This is a genomic window from Congregibacter litoralis KT71, assembly GCF_000153125.2.
GTDB lineage: Bacteria > Pseudomonadota > Gammaproteobacteria > Pseudomonadales > Halieaceae > Congregibacter > Congregibacter litoralis.
Map to the genome: position 1 here is coordinate 1,197,327 of NZ_CM002299.1, position 22,487 is coordinate 1,219,813.

Below are 22,487 nucleotides of genomic sequence, written 5' to 3' on the forward strand. Positions count from 1 at the left end.
CTATGCAAATCCGTATCACCGCCCGACGCGCGGTGCAGGCAAGTCTGTATGCGCTGTTTGGCCTTCTTGTCGCTTGCGCAAATCCAGACATGGCGTCCCCATCGGCAAAAAAACCGGCCCCCGACGCACCGGTGCAAAGTCCCAATGATCGTTTTGCCTACCGCTTGATAACGCTGGATAACGGGCTGAAGATCCTGCTCATTTCGAATCCCGACACCCCGAAAGCGGCGGCCTCCCTGGATGTGCAGGTGGGCAGCGGCGACAACCCCGATGGTCGGGGTGGGTTGGCGCATTTTCTGGAGCACATGCTCTTTTTGGGCACGGAAAAGTACCCCGATGCGGCCGAGTACGTGCAGTTTGTGACGGAGCACGGGGGCAGCCGAAATGCCTACACCAGCTTTGAGCACACCAACTACTTCTTTGACATCGATGCCGATCACCTGCCCGGGGCCCTGGATCGCTTTGCCCAGTTCTTTATCTCGCCAAGTTTTGACACCGCCTACGTGGATCGTGAGCGAAACGCCGTCCAGGCCGAGTATCAGATGGGGCTCAAAAGCGATGGCCGACGGGGGCTTGATGTTTTTCAGGCATCCATGAATCCCGCACACCCTCTCAGCCAGTTTGCCGTGGGTAGCCTGGATAGTCTTGCAGACCGACCGGACGCGAAGGTTCGTGATGATCTGCTGCAGTTTTACGACGATCACTACTCCGCCGACATCATGCGCCTGGTGATCCTCGGTCGCGAGCCCCTGGATGCCCTTGAGGATATGGCCGCAAAGATGTTCTCCGCCGTGCCTAACCGCGGCGTAGAGCTGGAGACCATCAAAGAGCCCCTGTTCGTTGATGCACAGCTGCCCATGCTCGTAAAAATCAAACCCCAGGGCACCCTGCGGCAACTCGAAGTCAATTTTCAGATCCCCGATTACCGGGGAAACTATACCGTCAAGCCCATGACCTATGTGTCGAACCTTATAGGGCATGAGGGCGAAGGCAGCTTGTTGTCGCTGCTCAAGCGCGAGGGTCTTGCCGATGCCCTGTCCTCAGGCACGGGGCTGAGTTGGCGCGGCGGTGAGCTCTTGTCCGTGACGATAAACCTGACGGAAAAGGGCGTTGAGGAGTACGAACGTGTCCTCCAAAACGTGTTTGCCTATCTGGACTTACTGCGCTCGGAGGAGCCCAGGGAGTGGCTGTATCAGGAGCAAGCGGCGGTGGCGGCCCTGGGGTTTCGCTTTCGGGAGCCCTCGGCGCCCATGGGCTATGTCAGTCGCCTGAGCAACGCCATGCATTACTACGACGATCCTGACGTGCTTCAAGGGCCCTATCTCATGAGCGATTTTGATGCCGCGATGATCAGCGATGCCCTGCAGTGGTTGATGCCGGATAAGGCGCAGGTGGTGCTTACCGCCCCGGAGGTCAGCACGGACCGCACCTCGCGTTTTTACGAGGTTCCCTACAGCAAGCTGGGACCCGAGGCCCTCATGCTGTCGCGCTGGGAGGGCAGTGATATCGAGGGATTGCATCTTCCCGAGCCCAATCCCTTCATTGCCGAGAATGTGGAGCTGGTTGCCCTGACAGACGACAACCCGCGCCTCCCGGACCTGCGTGTGGAGGAGCCGCGCAAGCGTCTCTGGTTCAAGCAAAGCGAAGATTTCCGGGTGCCCAAGGGAGCGATGTACGTCAGCTTCCGGTCACCCCTGGTGGCGGCCACCGCAGAGCAGAAAGCGGCTTCAGCCCTGTATACCCGCATGGTGAAGGACGCGGTTCGCGAATACACCTATCCGGCGCTCCTGGCAGGACTGGGTTTTAACTTTTATACCCATGGTCAAGGCATCAGCATGCGTGTGAGTGGGTACAACAACAAGCAGTTGGCCCTGTTGGAAGATCTTCTGGCGAAAATCGCTGATCAGACGTTTGATCCTGCGCGCTTTGAGCGTCTGCGTCGCGAACTGGTGCTGGGACTGCAGAACACCGTCGCACGTCGGCCCACTTCCCAGTTATTGGATGATCTGCGCCGGGCCCTGGGCAATGGGGCCTATGACGAGCAAGAGCTGATAGATGCCCTCGAGGCCATGGACGTGGAGGGTCTGGAAGCCTACCGCAAGGAGTTCTGGGCGTCGGTGAAGGCGGAGGGAATGCTCTACGGGAATTATGCGCCCCCTGAGGTACAGAAGATGTCGGAGGTTCTCGATGCCGTGCTCGGTGAGGGTGAGGGTGCACCGGCGCTAGCGCCCGAGGTCTTGCAGTTGGTCGAGGGCGAGCCGCTGGAATTGCACGCAGCAATTGAGCATGACGACGCTGTCGTTGCCTGGTACCTCCAGGGTGACGGTCAGGCCTGGCGCGACCGGGCCCTCGTTGCGCTCACGGGTCAGATTACCGAGTCCGGATTTTTTCAGCAGCTGCGCACGGAACAGCAGTTGGGCTATATCGTTTCGAGCTTTTACTGGCCCCAGCACGACGTGCCGGGCTTGATGCTCCTTGTGCAATCTCCCTCGCACTCCGCCGGCCACGTCGTGGGTGCCATGGAGCAGTTTCTGTCGGATACGCTCAGGGATATCACCGAGGAGCAGTTTCAGCGTCATAAGCAGGCACTGATCAATGCGACCCTGAAGCCCCAGGAGAATCTCGGCGAACGTGCTGAGTTTTACTGGCAGTCTATTGCGTCGCGGGAATGGTCATTCGACGCCCCTCAACAGATGGCGGCCGCCGTCGAGTCTCTAAGCTTTGATGAATGGCAGGAAGCCTATCGCGACCTCTTCCTGGAAAATCGACGATCCTTACTCGCTTTGAGCGTCGGGGCAAAGGCGGCGCCAGAGATCGAGGGCAATGCGGTCTTCGATAATCCGGAAGCCCTCAAAAAAGGCCGCGACCGGATTACCGTCGACTTGTCTCCGCTGTAGGCGCCGCTGCAGGAATCTGACTGCATAAGTCATCTACAGCAGTGCGCCGGGTTCGAGCCGCAGGTGAGGCCTGACGGTGCGCTAGTGGCTCAACCCATGGGATGAAGCGAGAGCTTTTAAGTCCACGGGTTTAGCCAGAGATCGGGGTTTCCTCACAACGCTAACGCGAGACAATGGGTTCTTTATTAGAACTAAGTGGCGAGATTCGTGCACTTGTGATCAAAATTTAGACACCGTATGATGACGCCCATCGGGCTCGGGGCTGTCATTACGCCCGAGTAAATTCTAATAAAGAACTAACTGGCGTTCTGATGTGACTGCGCTTATCAGCAGTCTCTGGCCAGCGCGGACGGGAACTCTTCAATGATCGACGACAACGACCCCACAGAAACCCGGGAATGGCTGGACTCCCTCGATAGCGTAGTGCGCGAGAGCGGCGATAGCCGTGCCCGGTACCTGATGATGCAATTGGCCAAGCGCGCCGTTGATACCGGCGTGCCGCTTCCTCCGTCGATCACCACGCCGTTTAGAAATACCATCAGCCCTGAAGACGAAAAGCCCATGCCGGGTGATTTGTTCATGGAGCGCCGCATTCGCTCCCTTGTTCGCTGGAATGCGCTCGCGATGGTCATGCGAGCTAATGACAATGATGATGGCCTTGGCGGTCACATCAGCAGTTTTTCCTCCTCAGCCACTCTCTATGACGTCGGCTGTAACTACTTTTTCCGCGGCACCGAGGATGGCCATCCCGGTGATCTGGTGTTCTATCAGGGGCATAGCGCACCCGGTATGTATGCCCGCTCCTATCTCGAGGGGCGTCTCAGTGAGGAGCAACTGGACAACTTCCGCCGCGAAGTCGATGGCAAGGGTCTGTCCTCCTATCCCCACCCCTGGTTGATGCCCGACTACTGGCAGTTCCCCACGGTATCCATGGGCCTGGGACCTATTCAGGCGATTTATCAGGCCCGGGTGATGAAGTATCAGAGTGACCGGGGGCTTCTGGATCAAAAGGATCGAAACGTCTGGTGCTTCATGGGCGACGGAGAGTGTGACGAGCCGGAATCCCTGGGGGCAATTTCGCTGGCGGGTCGCGAGCGGCTCGGCAACCTCATTTTTGTTGTGAACTGTAATCTCCAGCGTCTCGACGGCCCGGTGCGGGGTAACGGCAAAATCATTCAGGAGCTTGAGGGCGTTTTCCGGGGCGCCGGCTGGGATTGTCTGAAGGTCATCTGGGGGCGTAAGTGGGATCCCCTGCTGGAGCGTGATGAGTCCGGCATGTTGCAAAAGCGCATGGACGAGGTCTGCGACGGCGAGCTGCAAAACTACAAATACAATGGTGGGGCTTACACCCGGGAGCACTTTTTTGGCAAATACCCTGAGTCCCTGGAGCTGGTAAAGGATCTCTCTGATGACGATATCATGTACCTGAACCGGGGTGGTCACGATCCTTACAAAGTGTATGCGGCCTATGCCCAGGCGGCGGGGCAGTTTGAGCGGCCCACAGTGATTCTCGCCATGACGGTAAAAGGTTACGGCACCGGCGAGGCGGGGGAGGCGAGCAACGAAACACACTCTCTTAAAAAGCTGGATATGGAGGCGCTTAAATCCTTCCGCGACCGCTTTGCTATTCCCATTGATGATGACGATCTGGCATCGGTTCCCTACTACAAGCCCGATGAGAACAGTCCGGAAATGCGCTACATGCGTGAGCGTCGCCGGGAGCTCGGTGGCTGTGTGCCCGCGCGTCGTAGCGAGGCCCAGGTACTGCCGGTTCCGGGGCTGGATGCATTTTCTTCCCAGACCAAAAGCAGCGGCGATCGTCAGGTATCTACCACCATGGCCTTTGTGCGCATGTTATCGACCCTCGCCAAGGATAAGGCGATTGGTCATCGCGTTGTCCCCATCGTGCCCGATGAGGCGCGAACCTTTGGTATGGAGGGCATGTTCCGTCAGCTGGGTATCTACTCGTCCGTGGGCCAGCGTTACACGCCCCACGATGCCGACCAGATCATGTTTTACAAGGAAGACATCAAAGGTCAGATTCTCGAGGAGGGTATTAACGAAGCGGGAGCGGGCTCAGCCTGGCTGGCCGCCGCAACGTCCTACAGCACCAGTAATTACCCCATGGTGCCTTTCTATATTTTTTACTCGATGTTCGGATTTCAGCGTATCGGCGATTTGCTCTGGGCCGCGGGCGATAGCCAGGCCCGGGGATTCCTCATCGGTGCTACATCCGGTCGCACTACGCTCAACGGTGAGGGTCTGCAGCACCAGGATGGCCACAGCCACCTGCTGGCGGCAACGATTCCCAACTGCGTGAGCTATGACCCGACCTACGCCTATGAACTCGCCGTAATCATTCAGGATGGCATGCGACGCATGTATTCCGAGCGTGAAAACCGCTTTTATTACATCACCACCATGAACGAAAACTATCCCCAGCCGGCGATGCCTGACGGTGTTGAAGCGGGAATTGTCCGAGGCATGTATCGCCTCAAAAGCGCCGACGGTGATGCACCCCGTCTCCGGCTGTGCGGCGCAGGAAGTATTCTCAGAGAGGTGGAAGCCGCCGCGGAGATACTGCGCAGCGACTATGGCGTCGATGCGGAGGTGTGGAGCCTGCCGAGCATCAACGAGCTGCAGCGCGACAGTAAGCAGGTAGACCGCTGGAACATGTTGCATCCCGGTGAGGCGCCACGAACGGCGTTCTTTACCGAGCAGCTGCAGGGCAGTGACGCTCCCGTGGTGATTGCCACGGACTATATGAAGAGTTTTGCCGAGCAGCTTCGCGCCGCCTGTCCCGCGCCCCTGTATGTTCTGGGCACCGATGGCTTCGGACGCAGCGATACCCGCGCCCGGCTGCGACATTTCTTTGAAGTGAGCCGTGAGTTTGTTGTACTGGCTTCCCTGAGCGCCCTCGCTGCGCGGGGTGAATTCAGTGCCGAGGATGTGGCCGCTGCACGCGATGCCCTGGGTATCGATCCGAACAAAGTAGACCCCACAACGATATAAAAAGCAGTCAATGCCGCGCCCGTCGCAGGCAGTAAGGAGAGAGTCCGTGGCACAGGAAACAGTCCTAGTCCCTGATATTGGTGGTTCAGATGCCGCTGAAGTCGTTGAGGTGTTGGTGAGCGTCGGCGATAGCATTGAAGTCGACCAGGGCCTCATCGTGCTTGAGTCCGATAAAGCGTCCATGGAAATCCCCTCGACCGTTGCGGGCACCGTCGTCGAAATGCTTACCAGGGAAGGCGATGAGCTGGCGGAGGGTGGCAAAGTCGCGGTGATTGAGACCGCGGGCGATGAAAGCGCTGATGAAAGTACCGACGAAAGCGCCGAAGATGGAGAAAAGAGCAGCGTCACCACGGCTGATCCTGAAAAAGAGGCGGGCGATGGCGCTGCCCCGGCGAACGCCGGCGAATCCGAAAAGCCCACAGAGTCCAAAGATCAGGGGGCATCGGAAGAGGGTGCCGGGGAGAATGCCGACGCCAAGGCATCGCAAGAGGTTCCCGTGCCGGATATTGGCACCGATGAGGCCGTCGATCTTATCGAAATAGCGGTGAGCGTCGGCGACAGTATCGCTGAAGGCGACACGCTGGTTGTGTTGGAGACGGACAAGGCGTCTATGGAGGTTCCATCGCCTTCGGCGGGTGTGGTCACCGCGCTGCGCGTTGATGAGGGGCAGCAAGTGAAACAGGGCGATGTGCTGCTACTCCTGGAGGTGGCCACTGCTTCGCCCTCGAGCTCGGGCTCAGATACTCCCTCGCAGTCAGATTCGGCGGCGGATAGCAAAGGGTCCGGTGAGGCGACGGCAGACGCCTCTGCGCAAAAGCCGGCACAGGCAGCTGCTGCGGCAGAACCAAAAGCGCCGATGGCCAATGCGTCCGGGGGTAAACCCGGCGCTGGCTCCGATAGCAAAAAAGTGTATGCGGGACCGGCGGTCCGGCGCCTTGCGCGGGAGTTCGGCGTGCCCCTGGAGTTGGTCAAGAGCAGCGGTCCCCGGGGGCGTATCCTCAAGGAAGACTTGCATCAGTACGTGAGCCAAGCCCTTTCCGCACCGGAATCCAAAAATGGTGGCGCCGGGATACCCCCCATTCCCGACGTGGATTTTGCATCTTTTGGTCCCGTAGACGTCGTAGAGCGCAGCAAAATCGACAAGGTGACGGCTGCCAATATGCAGCGCAGCTGGCTCAATGTTCCCCACGTCACGCAGTTCGATGATGCCGATATCACCGAGATGGAGGCGTTTCGAAAATCCCTGAAGGGCGAGGCGGAAAAGCGCGGAACGCGGCTGACACCCCTGCCGTTTATTCTCAAAGCCTGCGCGGTGGCACTCAGGAATAATGAAAAGATTAATGCGTCTCTCAGCGATGGGGGCAGCACGCTGACCCTCAAGCGCTATGTCCATATCGGCATGGCCGTGGATACGCCGGCGGGTCTCGTCGTGCCGGTGATTCGGGATGTGGACCAGAAAACCCTCTGGGAGCTTGCGGACGAGGTGATCGAGCTCGCTGGCAAGGCCCGGGATCGCAAGCTCAAACCAGCGGAGATGCAGGGCGGCGGTTTTACCGTTTCGAGTCTGGGATCCATCGGGGGGCGCGGGTTCACACCCATCGTCAACGCACCGGAGGTGGCAATTCTTGGCGTGAGCCGGGCGGCGACGCAGCCGGTCTGGGATGGGCAGGCTTTTCAGCCCCGGCTGCAGTTGCCCCTGGGGCTTTCTTACGATCACCGGGTGGTCAATGGCGGGGATGCCGGCCGCTTTCTGACCGAGCTCTGCGGCCTCCTCGGGGATATCCGTAAGCTTCTCCTCTAAGCGCCCCGAGGTAGCGAGCGTGAAGTCCTGGCAGCAAAGGTTCCTCGAGGCGCACCGTCTGCAGGCGAGCTATCTGGATACGGCCCGGCGATACTTTGATCCCCTGGCCAGGATGCTTGGCGATCGCCAGGCACAGCGCGGCGCCTCACTAAAAGTCGCTTTAAACGGCAGTCAGGGGTCGGGGAAGAGCACCCTGGGCGATTATCTCTGCGCCATTCTCAAAGAAGACTTCGGCCTGTCTGCGGTGGCCTTGTCTCTTGATGACTTCTATCTCACCCGTGCGGAGCGGGCTGTCCTTGCCGAGAACGTCCATCCTTTGTTGCAAACCCGCGGTGCGCCGGGAACTCACGATGTGGATTTGCTGCGGCGCACGCTGGACACCCTGGGTCAGCCATCAGCGCTTCCCGTGCGCATACCCAGATTTGATAAGTCTGCCGACGATCGCGCGCTTCCCGAGGACTATTCCACCTGCCAGGCACCGGTAGACGTGATTATCCTGGAGGGCTGGTGTCTGGGCGCCCGCAGTGAGGCGTCTTCCCGTCTCGTAAAACCCATGAATGCATTGGAGAGGGATGAGGATCCTTCGGGATTCTGGCGTAACTACTCCAATGAGCAACTCCGCATTTTTTATGAGCCCTTCTATGACGAACTGGATTTCTGGGTGATGTTGCAGGCGCCGGGCTTTGATCAGGTGCTGCGATGGCGCAGCGAGCAGGAGCAGAAGCTTCGTGACGCCGTGAGGGGGCAGGGGGCTGGGCTTATGGACGATGGGGCGCTCCTGCGCTTTGTTCAGCACTTTGAGCGTTGCACACGACAGTGCCTGCGCGACCTCCCCGGTTCGGTCGATGTGCTGTTTAAAATGGATGAGGACCGTCGTATCGTGGCAGTTCGCGGTTTGGAGCCAGGGGAATGAGCGCAGCGGTGTATCTGGTAGTTACGGATCTCGATGGTTCCCTCCTGGATCATCATGACTACAACTATGAGGCGGCAAAACCGGTGCTCCAGGTGCTGGAGGAGATGCGGATTCCCGTGGTGCTAGCCTCCAGTAAAACCCGCGCGGAGATGCTCGAGCTGCGAAGGGAACTCGACAACGAACATCCGTTTATTGCGGAGAACGGTGCCGTGATCTGTATTCCTGAGCGTTATTTCCAGAAGCAGCCGGAGGGCACGGTGTCTCGCGACGGCTACTGGCTGAGAGAGCTTGCGCCATCGCGGGAGCAGTGGGGTGGTGTTCTGAATGAGCTTCGTAGCACCATGCCCGGATGTTTCATGGATTTTGCCACCGCCGGTACCGACGGTATTGTCGAGATGACGGGGCTCAGCCCTAAGAAGGCGGCCCTCGCCAATGAGCGAGAGTACAGTGAGCCTGTGCAGTGGCGCGGGAGCGAGGATCAGCTGGCTGTCTTTTTATCGGCTTTGCGTGCAGCGGGCGCTTCCGTGCTCAAAGGGGGACGTTTTTATAGCGTGTCCGGCGACTGCGATAAGGGAAAGGCCTTGCTGTGGCTGCGTAATGAATATGCTCTGGCGGCGGGGGCCGCGGCTGTTTATGATCTAGCCGTGGGGGATGGTGAGAACGATGTCCCCATGCTCGAGGTTGCCCGCCATGCTTTACAGATTCCTGCGCCTGACCGAGCGCTGCCGAAGCTTGAACGTGTTGATGGCGTGATTGTCGGGAAGGGCTATGGCCCCCAGGCCTGGTCAGGAGGGGTTCGCGAGTGGTTGCGCGGCCTGTATCAGTCGCGGGAGGAAGGCTAGGCATGGCGGATTTTTATCAGAACGGCATCATCACCACCCTACATAATCTCGCCGACAGACCCGTTGAGGATCTGGAAGCGGAGCTCGTAGGCTTTAGCAAGGCTCGTCCCATGGGCTTGTTACTGCCCTCCCTGTATTCGGAGCTCGAGGGGGAGGCCATGCCCCGTATCCTCGATCACCTGACCCAGGTTCCCTATCTCGAGCAGATCGTGATCGGTCTGGACCAGGCGACGGAGGATCAGTATCGGGACGCCTTGAAATTTTTCTCCCGTCTTCCTCAACCTCATCGGGTACTGTGGAACGACGGCCCGCGGCTCAAGGCGATAGACGAAGAGCTTCGGCAGATGGACCTGGCGCCCCGGGAGCTCGGTAAGGGGCGCAACGTCTGGTATTGCATGGGCTATCTGTTGGCGGCGGACCGTGTGGAATCCATCGCCCTCCATGATTGCGATGTGCTTACCTACGATCGCTCGCTTCTGGCCCGACTCATCTATCCCGTGGCAAACCCCAATTTCAATTACGAGTTCTGCAAGGGTTTCTATGCGCGCGTTGCCAATGGAAAAATCAATGGTCGCGTGAGTCGCCTTCTGGTGACACCGCTGCTGCGTGCTCTGAAGAAGACCCAGGGCGACATGGAGTACCTCAATTACATGGATAGTTTTCGCTATCCCCTGGCCGGCGAATTCTCATTTCGCAGAGATGTGCTCAACGACCTGCGTATCCCCAGTGACTGGGGCCTGGAGATCGGCGTTCTGTCCGAGATGCACAGGAACTATGCCAACAACCGCCTCTGTCAGGTAGATATTGCTGATAACTACGATCACAAACATCAAAAACTGTCAGCGGACGATGCCTCGGCGGGCCTTTCCCGAATGTCCATCGATATCAGCAAGGCGCTTTTTCGAAAGCTTGCCACGCGGGGGGTGGTCTTCAGTTCCGAAAGCTTCCGTACCCTGAAGGCGAGCTACTATCGGGTGGCGCTGGATTTTGTGGAGACCTATCACAATGATGCAGTGATGAACGGTCTTGAATATGATCTCCATGGTGAAGAGCGAGCGGTGGAGCTTTTCGCTGAAAACATTATGAAAGCGGGTGAAGCGTTCCTAGACCGACCTATGGAACGGCCGTTTATTCCGAGCTGGTCTCGGGTGAGCAGCGCCATGCCAACGGTACGCGACCGGCTTTTACAGGCAGTGGAAGAGGACACCGCGGAGTATGCCCCCAGTTGAGCATGCGGGCTCCAACGAGGGCCTTGATGAAACCCCCCATGGTTTAGCGAACCGGGTTGCCCAGCAGCTCTCGGTGATTTATGCCGGCGGTGAGCTTACGCCGGCGATGCACGCCCTTGCGGTGGATCTCCTCAAGGCCATGCGGCTTGACGACGATATGCCGCAGCCAAACCCCTACCTGAATCATTGGGACCAGCGTGACGCCCTGATGATTACCTATGGAGACAGCATCCAGCAGGAAGGTCAGGCTCCCCTTCAGACCCTGAAGCACTGGCTGGATCATCATGCGGATGGTTGCATTACCGGAGTGCATATCCTGCCGTTTTGTCCCTGGAGTTCCGATGACGGTTTTTCTGTTATCGATTATCTGCAGGTGAATGAAGCCCTCGGTGACTGGGACGATATCCTGGCCATCGGCGCCAAATACACGCTCATGGGCGACCTCGTGATCAACCACTGTTCCAGCGCAAGCCAGTGGTTCGCCAATTTTCTGAACAACGAAGAACCGGGCAAGGACTATTTTGCGACCGCATCGCCCAAAGATGACCTGTCGCTGGTGGTGCGCCCGAGGACGTCGCCATTGCTTCGGGAAGTGGAGGCCATCGACGGCACGCGCCATGTGTGGTGCACCTTCAGCCATGATCAGGTGGATCTCAATTTCCGAAATCCCGAGGTGCTCAAGCGCATGGTGGAGATCGTGCGTCACTACCTCGATAACGGTGTGCGCATCTTCCGTCTCGATGCCGTGGCGTTCCTGTGGAAGAAGCCGGGGACCAGTTCCCTCAATCTGCGTAAAACCCACGAGATTGTCCGCCTCCTGCGCACCCTCATCGAGCATGCCCGGGGTGATGCAATGATCATCACGGAAACCAATATTCCCAATCAGGAAAATCTGTCCTACTTCGGCAACGGCAACGAGGCGCACTGCGTCTACAATTTCTCCCTGCCACCCCTGCTCCTCAACACCCTGGTGACGGGCGACTGCTTTTATCTGAAACAGTGGATGATGAGTATGCCGCCGCCCCAGCACGGCACTGCCTACTTCAACTTTATTGCGTCCCACGACGGCATCGGCTTACGACCTGCAGAGGGCCTTCTGTCGGATGAGGAGTTGCAGACACTCATCAGCACCATGCGTCGTTTTGGCGGACATGTGTCCTACCGGGCCCTCGAGGACGGGCAGAACAAACCCTACGAGATCAACATCGCGTTGATGGATGCGCTCCAGGGCACCGTCGCGGGGCCCGACGAGTACGGCCTGCAGCGCTTTATCTGTGCCCATGCCATCATGCTGGGCCTGGAGGGAATTCCGGGTATTTATGTGCACAGTCTTCTCGGTACGCGAAACGACCTGGAGCGTCTCGAGGCAACGGGGCAGAACCGTGCCATTAATCGCCATCAGTGGCAGCTCGAAGAGTTGGAACGTCAACTGGCGGATCCCGGTTCAGAGCATGCTCAGGTGTTTCATGGGATCAAGGAACTCCTGGCGATCCGGCAAAACCAGTCGGCATTTCATCCCAACGCAACGCAGTTCACGCTGCACCTTGGATCGACGCTGTTCGGCTTCTGGCGCCAGAGTTCGGATCGCCGGCAGAGTATTTTCTGTATTTCGAACGTGAGTGATAAAGCCGAGAGTCTGCAACTCAGTGATATCAATCTTATCGAAGCCCAGGATTGGTCAGATCTTATTTCCGGGGAGGACTGCAACAAGCAGCAAATGCTCCTCGAGCCCTACCAGACGGTCTGGATAAGCAACCGTCGGGACCATCGCTAGACGCGCAGCGCCCTGTGCTAGAATTTTGTCCCTTTCAAGGACGTTCGGGCTGCGACGTTGTTCCCCGGTGGCACGGTCGCGGGCCCCTGTTGAAACTCTATTTTCAGGGATAGCGCTTTATGGTTATCAAGCCTCGCGTACGCGGCTTTCTTTGCACTACTACACACCCCGTCGGTTGCGCGGAGAATGTGCGCCGCCAGATTGCCTACGTGCGCAGCAACGGTTCCGTTACTGACGGACCTAAAAGAGTGCTGGTGATCGGGTCCTCCACGGGCTACGGCCTTGCCTCCAGGATCGTCGCCGCCTTCGGTAGCGGAGCGGAAACCCTTGGCGTGTTCTTTGAGAAAGAAGGTACGGAACGGAAGCCCGGCACGGCGGGCTGGTACAACTCCGCCGCTTTCCATGCCGAGGCCGAAGACGCTGGTCTGTATGCAAGGAGCATAAACGGTGACGCCTTCAGCGACGAAATAAAGCAGCGCACCATAGAAGAGATTCGCAATCACATGGGGCAGGTGGATCTGGTTGTCTACAGCCTTGCCTCTCCCCGTCGTACCCATCCTCGCACCGGGGAAGTGCATAGCTCTACCTTGAAGCCCATTGGCAGCGCGACGACGCAGAAGGGGATTAACACCGACAAAGGCGAGATTCAGGAATTTCACCTCGAGCCGGCCACTCAGGATGAGATTGATAACACGGTGGCGGTCATGGGCGGCGAGGACTGGCAGTTCTGGATTGAGGCCCTCGACGAGGCGGGGGTTCTCGCCGACGGCGCCAAGACCACGGCCTATACCTACGTGGGCGAGAAACTGACCTGGGACATTTACTGGCACGGTACCATCGGTGCGGCCAAGAAAGACCTCGATCGTCGCGTCATCGATATCCGGAAGCGTCTTGCTGCAAAGGGCGGTGACGCTCGCGTGTCCGTGCTCAAGGCCGTCGTCACCCAGGCGAGCGCGGCGATTCCGGCCATGCCGATTTATCTGGCGATTCTTTTCAAGGTGATGAAGGAGCAGGGTACCCATGAAGGCTGCATTGAGCAGGTGGATGGGCTGTTTCGCGATTCACTCTATGGGGCAAGCCCCGAGCTTGATGAGGAAGGCCGTTTGCGTGCCGACGGCAAGGAGCTCGACCCGGCGGTGCAGACAGCGGTGGGAGCGCTCTGGGAGCAGGTGGCGACGGAGAACCTTCACGAACTCTCGGACTTTGCGGGCTACCGCCGTGAGTTTTTGCAGCTCTTTGGCTTCGAGGTTGACGGTGTTGATTATGACGCCGATGTTGATCCCCTGGTTCCCATCGCGCAATTGGTCTGACAATGCTGGAGCATGGAAAACCCTGGCGACTCAGCCCCCGCGTTCGCCGCCTCGTGGCGCCCAATCCCGGCGCGATGACCGGCCCGGGAACCAACACTTATCTGCTGGGGGACGAGGACGTGATTGTCCTGGATCCCGGTCCGGCCATCGATTCGCATATTGACGCGATTCTGGCGGCCGGTGATGGACGTATCCGTTATATCGTGTGTACGCATACCCACCCCGACCATTCCCCGGCATGGAAGGCGGTGGCGGAAGCCACCGGTGCTCAGGTGATCGGTGCTCTTCCCGAAGGCGATGATCATCAGGACGAGACTTTCTCCCCCGATGTTACTCTCGAGCACGAATATCGTCTGAAAACCCCTGAGCTATCGCTCCTGGCGCTGCACACCCCCGGGCACGTCAGCAATCACTATTGTTTTCTCCTCGAGGATGAGGGCATGTTATTCGCCGGGGACCACGTGATGAACGGCAGCACCGTGGTGATCATCCCGCCGGGTGGCGACATGCAGGCGTACATTGCGGCTCTGAAAATGCTCCTCGAGTACCCCGTGGCATGCATCGCTCCCGGCCACGGTGAGGTGATTCAAGACAGCCGTGCCGAGATTGAGGGCCTGGTGAAACATCGCCTGGCCCGCGAGGCAAAGGTCTTGCAGGGCCTTGTTGATCTCGGTTCCTGCGATCTGGATGTGCTTGTGCAGCGCGTATACGACGACGTTGATCCCGGGCTACACCCCTGGGCCAAGCTTTCCATGGAGGCACACTTGATTAAACTTGAGCGCGAGGGACGAGCCTTGCGGAGCGATGATCAGTGGAAAGCCGCTTAAACGGCCTAAGCCGAATGAGCCACCTAAGCCAACTAGACCACATAGGCCACGTAGGCCACGTAGGCCACGATAAGCCACACCCCCATAACCCTAAAAACAGACTTTTTGAAAGGAGTTTTCAATGAACGGTTTGATGATGGATGCTTCACTGACGATTACGTCAATCATGGCCCACGCCGAGCGGGTCCACGGTAATCAGGAGATCGTGTCGGTTACCCGCGATAATCCCCGCCATCGTTACACCTATAAAGATGCCTTTAAACGCACCCGCCAGCTCGCCAACGGCATGGCGGCCTGGGGTCTGTCCCGGGGCGATCGCATCGCCACCCTGGCATGGAACGATTATCGCCATTTTGAGACTTACTATGCGGCCGCCTGCAGCGGTTACGTCTGTCACACCATCAATCCACGGCTGTTTCCCGAGCAGATCGTCTACATCATCAATCACGCGGAAGATCAGGTGGTGTTCGTGGACGCGGATTTTATTCCCCTGGTGGAAGCGGTCGCAGAACAGTGTCCGAAGGTGCGTGAGTGGGTGGTGCTGACCAGCAAAGAGCATATGCCGGACTGTAAGCTTGAGAATGTCAGCTGCTACGAGGATCTGGTGCACAGCCATTCCGACGCCTTTGACTGGCCAAGCCTCGAGGAAAATGAAGCCTGCGCCCTGTGCTATACCTCCGGTACAACGGGCAATCCCAAGGGCGTTTTGTACTCCCACCGCTCCACCATGCTCCATGCCTATGCCACGCTGATGCCCGATGCCATGGGTTTATCGGCCCGCGATGCCATCCTGCCCATTGTTCCCATGTTTCACGTTAATGCCTGGGGCACGCCTTACGCCTGTCCCATGGTGGGTGCCAAGCTCGTCTTTCCCGGCAACAAGATGGGCGATGGTGAGACCCTGGCAACGCTGATCAATGACGAGGGTGTGACCATGTCGGCGGGCGTGCCCACGGTATGGCTCGGGCTCCTCGCTTATCTCAAGCAGTCGGGCAAGACGGTTGAGACCCTTGACCGCGTGATCGTCGGCGGCGCCGCCTGCCCCCTGTCGGTGATGGAGGACTTCGACCGCTATGGTGTGGAGACGCGCGTGGGCTGGGGTATGACGGAGATGAGCCCCCTGGGCTCCGTGAATGAGTGCACCGCTGCCCGGGATGAATACAGTGAAGAGGCCTTTGCCAAGCAACGTCTGAAAGCCGGTCGACCGATCTTTGGGGTGGAAATGAAGATTGTGGATGACGAGGGCAAGGAGCTGCCCTGGGACGGCGAGGCCTTCGGGTCATTGAAGGTTCGCGGTCCGTGGATTTGCTCCAATTACTATGAGTTGGGAGAGGACTCCAGCGCCCATGCGGAGGAGGGCTGGTTCGAGACCGGTGACGTTGCCACCATCGACCCCTCGGGATACATGGCTATTACCGATAGAACCAAAGATGTCATCAAGTCCGGCGGTGAGTGGATATCCTCCATTGATGTCGAAAACGCTGCAACGGACCACCCCAAGGTTGCCGAAGCGGCGGTGATTGGTCGCTATCATCCGAAATGGTCCGAACGGCCCCTGCTGATTGTCGTCAAATCGACGGACGGTCAGGATCTTACCGCCGAGGAAATGCTGGCCTGGTTCGATGGCAAGATCGCCAAGTGGTGGACCCCCGATGCCGTGGAGTTTGTGGACGAGTTGCCCCACGGCGCTACGGGAAAAATCCACAAGGTGGGTCTCCGCGAGCAGTTTAAGGACTATGAGTTCACGGGCTGACCCCTGAGTCTTTGTGCTTCGTCGCCGCAGGGCCCCGCGGGGGCCCTGTGTTAAACTGCAGTGAATTAACGGCTGCCTGAGACGTCTCATGTAGACGGGCATCGGTCCGTGCATGGCTGATCACTGTCCTCAGAGTTCAGCCTTTTGATTCAGGCAGTTGCGCTAAAGGGTCGTAGACGGTGAGCACACAAAAACTCGGCGAAATTCTGGTGGCACAGAGCAAGCTCTCTGCACGGGATGTCGAGCGCAGTTTATTGGCGCAGGCCGAAATGGGAGACCTCTTTGGTCGCGTGCTCGTTAAACTTGGTCTCGTATCCGAGGTTGACGTGGCTCAGGCGCTGAGCGAGCAGCTGGAGATTCCCCTCCTTACAGCGTCGGATTACCCTGAGTCGCCCCCGGTGCCCGAGGGTTTGGCCCGCGAATTTCTCGTTAGCAACAACGTCATTCCCATCGCGCTGTCTGAGACTGAGGCGAGCTTTGCCGCATCGGTGCCGCAGGATCCTTATCTGGCCAAAGCTCTGGCTATGGCTGTGGATCGCCCTATCAAGCTCATGCTGGGCACCGACAGCGATATTTCCCGGGCATTGGAACAGATGCTCAGCGAGAGCGGCACGGACGAGGATGAAGAAGATCACCTGGACCAGTTTGCCGGCCAGAGTGATGACGAATTCATAGAGCATCTGAGGGACCTCGCGTCTGAGGCACCGGTGATTCGCCTGGTCAACCAGCTGATTCACCGGGCCCTGGATCTTTCGGCCTCGGATATTCACATCGAGCCCTTTGAGGACGGTCTGCACCTGCGCTACCGGGTTGATGGTGTTCTCCAGGACATGCCCGATCCGCCAGCCCTAAGCCTTGCGCCGGCAATCGCCTCGCGCATAAAGCTACTGTCACACATGAACATCGCGGAGCGGCGGTTGCCCCAGGACGGGCGCATCATGACCCGGGTCAAAGGCCACGAGCTTGATCTGAGGGTGTCTACGATTCCCACGGTACACGGCGAAAGCATCGTTATGCGGGTGCTCGATCGGGAGAGTATCCAGCTGTCGCTGCCGGACATGGGTTTCAGCGAGGACACCCTCCTTCGCTATCAGCAGTTGCTGGCGCGGCCCCACGGTGTGCTGCTGGTGACGGGTCCCACGGGCTCCGGTAAAACCACCACGCTCTATGCGTCCCTGGCGTCCATGGACACACGGGACCGCAAGATCATTACCGTAGAGGATCCCGTGGAGTACCAGCTCGCCGGGGTCAATCAGATTCAGGTGCAGGCACAGATAGAGCTGTCCTTCGCCCGCGCGCTGCGCGCCATTCTGCGACAGGATCCCGACATCATCATGATCGGTGAGATGCGCGATGGCGAGACGGCGCAGATCGGCGTGCAGTCGGCGCTCACGGGGCACCTGGTGCTGTCTACGCTGCACACCAATACCGCGGCGGGGGCGATCACGCGCCTTGAGGATATGGGTATCGAGCGTTACCTGATCACGTCGTCGGTTAATGGTGTGCTGGCCCAGCGGCTTATCCGCACGCTGTGTCATCACTGCAAATCGCCCGTTGAGCTTTCGGATACGGCCATCGCTCAATGCGGCATCAAGCGCTTTTTGCCCCCTGGCGAGCGTACCGTGTATGAGCCCAAAGGGTGTGAGCACTGTCTCCAAAGCGGCTACTCCGGCCGCACGGGCATTCACGAACTCTTCCTCCTCGATGAAGACATTCGCCGGGTCGTGCAGTCGGGCGCGGACGCCTCCGAGCTGCATACGGCGGCGCGGAATCAGGGCATGATCACCCTGTATGAGGATGGCCTGCGTAAGGTGGTCGCGGGAGAGAGCTCTCTCGAAGAGGTGCTGCGCGTCACCCAGGATCAAAGTGAGGGTGAAGATGTATTGCCCGTAGGCGCCTCGGCGGAAGTGAGCCGTATCCAGCCGATGCCGGCCTGACCCTGTGGCAGTTTTTTATTACCGCGCCGTGGGGCGCGACGGCAAAACGGTGGACGGCACTTTAGAGGCCGCCGGTCAGGAGCTGGCCTCCCGTCAGCTGCGCGCTCGCGGACTCACGCTGCTTTCCCTCAAAAGCGACGAGGCGGGAAGTGCCGTGGGTCGCAGTGGCGGACGTCCACCCTCCCGTCAGGATGTCCTGTCCATGACCACCGAGCTGGCGGTGCTGCTCCGCGCGGGTCTGCCCCTGGACAGATCCCTGAAGGTGCTTATCGAGATGGCGTCCCTGCCGTCCATGGGGGCGCTACTCTCGGACGTTCTCAAGTCCGTCAAAGACGGTAAAGCCCTGAGTGTGGCGTTGGAGCCCTATGCCGATTTGTTTGGGCGTTTTTATCTCAGCATGCTTCGCAGTGGCGAGGCCAGCGGCGAAATGTCCGCGGTGCTGGATCGCCTCGTGGCCCATCTCGAGGAATCCAAGGCGACGCGGGACAGTGTCGTGTCTGCGCTTATTTACCCGGCCATCCTGTTAGTGGTCGCGGTGCTCTCCATCGTCGTCATGCTGGCCTTCGTGGTGCCGCAGTTTGAGTCGCTTTTTAATGACATGGGTGATTCTCTGCCGACGCTGACCCGGGTGGTCATTAATTCCGCAGACTTTGTAACCGCCTGGTTCTGGTTACTGGCGATAGCGCTCACCCTGACGGTTATCGCTGTTCGAAACTGGATGCGAAGCGACGCGGGTAAACAGAAGTGGCATGCCCGACTGCTGCGCCTCCCTCTTTTCGGGGGTATTGTTTTCGAGTACGAGATGGCGCGTTTTGCCCGCACCCTGGGTACCTTGCTCGGCAATGGCGTGCCGATGCTCCGGGCTATCGATATTGCCATTGAGACCGTAGAAAATGTGGTGCTTAAAGCATCTCTCGGCGGCCTTCCCCCGGCGGTAAAAGCGGGGCAGCGCATGTCCGTGGCCCTGGCGGAGTCAAAAATGTTTACGCCTATGGTGATTCAAATGACCCGTGTCGGTGAGGAGTCGGGTGCCATGGACACCATGATGCTGGAGCTAGCGAAAGTTTTTGATGATCACGTGAACTCTGGCGTGAAACGGAGTCTTACCTTACTCGAGCCTCTGTTGATACTGACCATGGGAGCCGTGATTGCGGTCATTATCATTGCGATCCTCATGGGGATTCTTTCGGTAAACGATCTGGCGGTGTAAATCGCAGGTGATGCAGGTCCCGGCCCTGATAAGGAGCACCGGCGATGCTTGAACATACAAGCTTGAATGTAAAAGCGCAGCAGGCGTTGAAAAAGCAACAGGCAGGAAAACAGTCATGAGTGTTAAGGAAAATACAGTGTCTCCAAACTATCGACGCCCCAGAACCTCTCAATCCGGCTTTACACTGATGGAGTTGCTGGTGGTCCTGGCGATTCTCGGGCTGCTCATGAGCCTCGTGGGGCCGCAGGTGCTTAATCAGCTGGGGGGTGCCAAGACCAAGACAGCGCTCATCCAGATCCGCGATCTGGAGCAGGCGCTGGAGATGTACAAGCTGGATGTCGGGCGTTATCCCAGCACGGCCCAGGGATTATCAGCCCTCGTGACCAAGCCGGGCGGGACCGCGGGGTGGAACGGACCGTATCTCAAAGGGGATGTGCCCCAGGATCCCTGGAAACAGGATTATCTCTACAAGTATCCCGGCGAGCGCGGTGAGCTCGATATTTTTACTTACGGGCAGAACGGCTCTCCCGGTGGTGAAGGCGAAGATGCCGACGTCGGCAACTGGCAGTAGCCCCTCTACAGCGCCCGGGCACTCTTCCTGGAATGCCCGGGGATTCAGCCTCGTAGAGCTTTTGGTGGCCCTGGCGATTGCCGGGATGATCATGGCTGCCGCAGTGCCATCAAGCGTGCGTTTTTACGAGGGCATGCAGCGACGGCAAGCGGTCCGTGATGCCGTTACTTTACTGGCCTCAGCACGGGAGCAGGCCTTGTCGTCGGGGCGGGTGCAGGACGTTAACGTTCGACCGTCGAGTCGGCGCATCTGGTACGGCAAACGGAATCACACGCTTCCCGACGGACTGCGAATCACCGTTCACGGCGCCGCAGAGTTGAACCGCGAAGACATTGGCGTCATCCGCTTTTACCCCGATGGCAGCGCCAGCGGTGGTGGTGTGGATATTGCCCGGGAGGATGGCTCGGGCACCCGTATCAGCGTGGACTGGCTGGTGGGTCGTGTCAGGCAGAGCGCCTTGACCCCCGGATGAAGTCTCATTCCCCTATGAGGCAGCAGGGCTTCTCGCTCTTGGAGATGGTGGTGGCTGTGGCCATCCTCGGTCTGGCCCTGGGCGCCCTCTACCAGTCCGTGGGTGGGGCGACACGGAACGTGCGCGCAGACCAGCGCTATGCCTACGCGGTGGAACTGGGTCGATCCCTGATTGCGGATAACAGCGTTGTCCCCCTGGAAGGCCTACAAAAAACCGGAGAAACCAGCGGCGGATTTGTCTGGGAGGTGGTGGCTTCTCCCCTGGAGCGCGCCCGGGGTTCTGCACTGGGCGGCGGACGATTGCAGCTCATTGATGTCCGGGTGTCCTGGCCCGACGGTAGCCGTCAGCGACAGATCACCCTGAGTTCCGTGGTCGCGGGTGTGCAGCGCTGATGCGCCCGCAAGAGGGCGGATTCACCCTTGTGGAGATGATGGTCTCCGTAACAATCCTGTCCCTGGTCATGCTGGCTACGGTCACGGGATTGCGCACCCTCGCGTCTACTCAAAGTTCCCTTAACCGCGTGACGGACCGCAACGATGAGATTCGCAGCGTCAGCAGCTTCTTACGGGATGCCCTGGAGTCCGCCGTCGTAGGTAGCAGCAGCGGCGGTTTGACCATGGGTGGTGGCAGTGCGGAGATGACGGTTTTTGAAGCATCGCCCACCCAGCTCATGTGGAAGACCACCATGATGTTTGGCGAGAGCACCGGGGGCAGCTTTGTCGCACGAGTAGCGCAGGAATCCGATGACATCGTCCTGCGCTGGCAGAAAATGGATGCCCGCGGTCAGATGGGTGATTGGAATAATGCGGCGGCGCGGACGTTAGTCGAGGGTGCCCAGGAGTTTTCTGTGGCTTACCGGCGCCAGCCCAATGGCCTATGGTTGTCGGAATGGGATGGAAGAGGCGCCCCCGGATGGGTGCGTCTACGAATCCGTTCCGCCGAGCGCTACTGGCCGGATATTGTGATGGAGGTGGCGCGATGACCGTGCGCGGAAGTCGCGAATCCGGCGTCGCCCTGGCGGTGGTGGTGTGGTTTATCGCCGGCATGTCGCTTCTTGTCGCCGGCGTGGTGTTGTCTGCACGGACGGATGTCCGCCTTGCCCAGGTACATATGGGGCGTGCCGAAGCGTCCACCGCGGGTGACGGTGCCATCACCTTGTTGATGGCCGACATCCGCGACGGCGCTTTTAGCCTGGGAGGCGATGCCCGACTGCCGCAACAGCAATACCAGTTGGGGGATGTGCAGATCCATGTGCTTGCCGTACCCACGGAATGGTTGCTGGATGTGAACACGGCCTCCGCACCATTACTGGCCAATGTGTTCGAGATGTCTGGCGCTCTGCCCCGGGGCAATGCGCAGTACCTCGCCAACGCTGTTGTACAATGGCGTCAGGATGCGGGCAGGAGCGGAGGTACCCGATTGGAGGCCGTCGAGGACCTGCTAAGCGCTCCCGGTGTTAATCGCAGAACCTGGGATGGGGTCCGTGATTATGTTGCTGTGCCTGTCGGGGGTGTCGGACTTTCGCGCCCCGGTGCACGAGCGATGCAGCGGCTGCGACAGCTAGGTCAGCTGGCGCCGGAGAGCCGGGTTCGCAACAGGGGCCAGGCGCCCGTCGACGTTCCCTTGGGACAAACGCGGGCAAGGGGCTATCGCGTTGATGCCCTGGTAAAGATTGGCGAAACCTTTTGGTTGCGCCGGCGCTGGGTATCTCTGTCCGCTTCCCTTGGGGCATTGCCCTGGCGCGTCTACCGGACCGAGCCCGCGCGCATTGTGAGCCGCCCGGGACCCGCTGTTTAGCTGCAGACAGGCAGACAGGCTGACAGGCAGACAGGCAGACAGGCAGACAGGCAGACAGGCAGATAGGCAGATAGAAAGCAGGGCTAAACAGAGCGGGCTTGGTGGACGATAAGCTTTTGTAGGTTTTGTCAGCGACGAAGCT

The 22,487-nt window shown here is 59.1% G+C and carries 17 protein-coding genes; all 17 read left to right on the top strand.

Going from position 1 to position 22,487, the window contains the following annotated elements:
* The first annotated feature begins 2 nt into the window (after positions 1–2).
* Positions 3–2,897: an insulinase family protein gene (locus KT71_RS05600; RefSeq protein ID WP_008292400.1), complete on the top strand. Its 2,895-nt coding sequence runs from the start codon at positions 3–5 to the stop codon at positions 2,895–2,897.
* Positions 2,898–3,260: 363 nt separating this feature from the next.
* Positions 3,261–5,909, top strand: a complete 2,649-nt coding sequence (aceE, locus tag KT71_RS05605) for a pyruvate dehydrogenase (acetyl-transferring), homodimeric type (RefSeq protein ID WP_008292399.1) — start codon at positions 3,261–3,263, stop codon at positions 5,907–5,909.
* Between the two features lie 46 nt (positions 5,910–5,955).
* On the top strand, positions 5,956–7,710 hold the full coding sequence (gene aceF / locus KT71_RS05610) for a dihydrolipoyllysine-residue acetyltransferase (RefSeq protein WP_023660016.1): 1,755 nt from the start codon (positions 5,956–5,958) through the stop codon (positions 7,708–7,710).
* A 19-nt stretch (positions 7,711–7,729) separates the two neighbouring features.
* Positions 7,730–8,623: a hypothetical protein gene (locus tag KT71_RS05615; RefSeq protein ID WP_008292397.1), complete on the top strand. Its 894-nt coding sequence runs from the start codon at positions 7,730–7,732 to the stop codon at positions 8,621–8,623.
* Entirely contained in the window at positions 8,620–9,465 is an 846-nt protein-coding gene (locus KT71_RS05620; RefSeq protein ID WP_008292396.1) for an HAD-IIB family hydrolase, read from the top strand. The genes KT71_RS05615 and KT71_RS05620 overlap by 4 nt, the downstream gene beginning before the upstream one ends.
* Before the next feature lie 2 nt (positions 9,466–9,467).
* Entirely contained in the window at positions 9,468–10,694 is a 1,227-nt protein-coding gene (locus KT71_RS05625; RefSeq protein ID WP_008292395.1) for a glycosyltransferase family protein, read from the top strand.
* Complete coding sequence (locus KT71_RS05630; protein ID WP_008292394.1) at positions 10,681–12,468, top strand: sugar phosphorylase; 1,788 nt, start codon at positions 10,681–10,683, stop codon at positions 12,466–12,468. Before KT71_RS05625 ends, KT71_RS05630 begins: the two co-directional genes overlap by 14 nt.
* A 119-nt stretch (positions 12,469–12,587) precedes the next feature.
* Positions 12,588–13,778, top strand: coding sequence for an enoyl-ACP reductase FabV (gene fabV / locus KT71_RS05635; RefSeq protein ID WP_008292393.1), 1,191 nt, complete (start codon positions 12,588–12,590; stop codon positions 13,776–13,778).
* A gap of 2 nt (positions 13,779–13,780) precedes the next feature.
* Positions 13,781–14,605: an MBL fold metallo-hydrolase gene (locus KT71_RS05640; RefSeq protein WP_008292392.1), complete on the top strand. Its 825-nt coding sequence runs from the start codon at positions 13,781–13,783 to the stop codon at positions 14,603–14,605.
* A gap of 121 nt (positions 14,606–14,726) precedes the next feature.
* Positions 14,727–16,358 carry a long-chain-fatty-acid--CoA ligase gene (locus KT71_RS05645; protein WP_008292391.1) on the top strand — a complete coding sequence of 544 codons (1,632 nt, stop codon included), beginning with the start codon at positions 14,727–14,729 and terminating at the stop codon, positions 16,356–16,358.
* Between the two features lie 179 nt (positions 16,359–16,537).
* Positions 16,538–18,295: a GspE/PulE family protein gene (locus KT71_RS05650; RefSeq protein WP_008292390.1), complete on the top strand. Its 1,758-nt coding sequence runs from the start codon at positions 16,538–16,540 to the stop codon at positions 18,293–18,295.
* A 4-nt stretch (positions 18,296–18,299) separates the two neighbouring features.
* Positions 18,300–19,505 carry a type II secretion system F family protein gene (locus tag KT71_RS05655; RefSeq protein ID WP_023660017.1) on the top strand — a complete coding sequence of 402 codons (1,206 nt, stop codon included), beginning with the start codon at positions 18,300–18,302 and terminating at the stop codon, positions 19,503–19,505.
* A 115-nt stretch (positions 19,506–19,620) separates the two neighbouring features.
* Positions 19,621–20,076, top strand: a complete 456-nt coding sequence (gene gspG, locus KT71_RS05660; RefSeq protein ID WP_023660018.1) for a type II secretion system major pseudopilin GspG — start codon at positions 19,621–19,623, stop codon at positions 20,074–20,076.
* A complete protein-coding gene (locus KT71_RS05665; protein WP_023660019.1) occupies positions 20,051–20,548 on the top strand; it encodes a GspH/FimT family pseudopilin in 498 nt (165 codons plus the stop codon). The genes gspG and KT71_RS05665 overlap by 26 nt, the downstream gene beginning before the upstream one ends.
* Before the next feature lie 14 nt (positions 20,549–20,562).
* Positions 20,563–20,940: a type II secretion system protein gene (locus tag KT71_RS05670; protein WP_008292385.1), complete on the top strand. Its 378-nt coding sequence runs from the start codon at positions 20,563–20,565 to the stop codon at positions 20,938–20,940.
* A complete protein-coding gene (locus KT71_RS05675) occupies positions 20,940–21,530 on the top strand; it encodes a prepilin-type N-terminal cleavage/methylation domain-containing protein (protein WP_008292383.1) in 591 nt (196 codons plus the stop codon). Before KT71_RS05670 ends, KT71_RS05675 begins: the two co-directional genes overlap by 1 nt.
* Complete coding sequence (locus KT71_RS05680) at positions 21,527–22,345, top strand: Tex family protein (RefSeq protein ID WP_008292382.1); 819 nt, start codon at positions 21,527–21,529, stop codon at positions 22,343–22,345. The genes KT71_RS05675 and KT71_RS05680 overlap by 4 nt, the downstream gene beginning before the upstream one ends.
* Positions 22,346–22,487 lie beyond the last annotated feature (142 nt).